Source organism: Burkholderiaceae bacterium DAT-1 (assembly GCA_019084025.1).
In the GTDB taxonomy this organism is placed as follows: domain Bacteria; phylum Pseudomonadota; class Gammaproteobacteria; order Burkholderiales; family Chitinimonadaceae; genus DAT-1.
In genome coordinates, this window is the sequence record JAHRBI010000021.1 from 1 (window position 1) to 579 (window position 579).

Below are 579 nucleotides of genomic sequence, written 5' to 3' on the forward strand. Positions count from 1 at the left end.
CTGGCGTGGGGACACTGGCGATGATCTACCTGCTGTATATCTGGATTATTCTGCCCATCATGCATATGCAGCGCGGATTGGCACGCATGGCGGCCCACGAATTCAGCGCACGGCTGCCGGTCGAATCCAACGACGAATTCGGTGCACTTGCTCTGGGCTTTAATCACATGGCAGATGAATTACAGGGACTGTATGGCGACCTTGAAGCACGGGTCGAACAAAAAACCAGAGAACTGGAGCTGCAAAACCGCGAGCTGACCACCCTCTACGACATGACCAGCTTCCTGAATCAGCCCTGCGATGTGGAATCCATGTGCAGAGGCTTTTTGAAGCGAGTCATGGACCGTTTTGATGCCGATGGTGGCAGCATCCGCACCCTCGATCCTTCCGGCGAGAAGCTGCATATTGTGGTGTCCGAAGGCTTGCCGGTTGATCTAGAGGAATCAGAACATTGCATGGATGTGCAGGCCTGTCTGTGCGGACAGGCTGTCGGGCAAGGCGTGGTGGTGATTCACGATTTCCGCAAAACCCAGCCCTCGCGTGAACTCGGCTGCGCCAAGGCCGGATTCCGCGCGCTAT

General features: G+C 56.1%; 1 protein-coding gene. It reads left to right on the forward strand.

Annotated features, from left to right (window positions below; translation table 11 throughout):
* On the forward strand, nucleotides 1–579 hold a 579-nt coding region (locus tag KSF73_17315), incomplete at both ends, for a HAMP domain-containing protein (GenBank protein ID MBV1777480.1).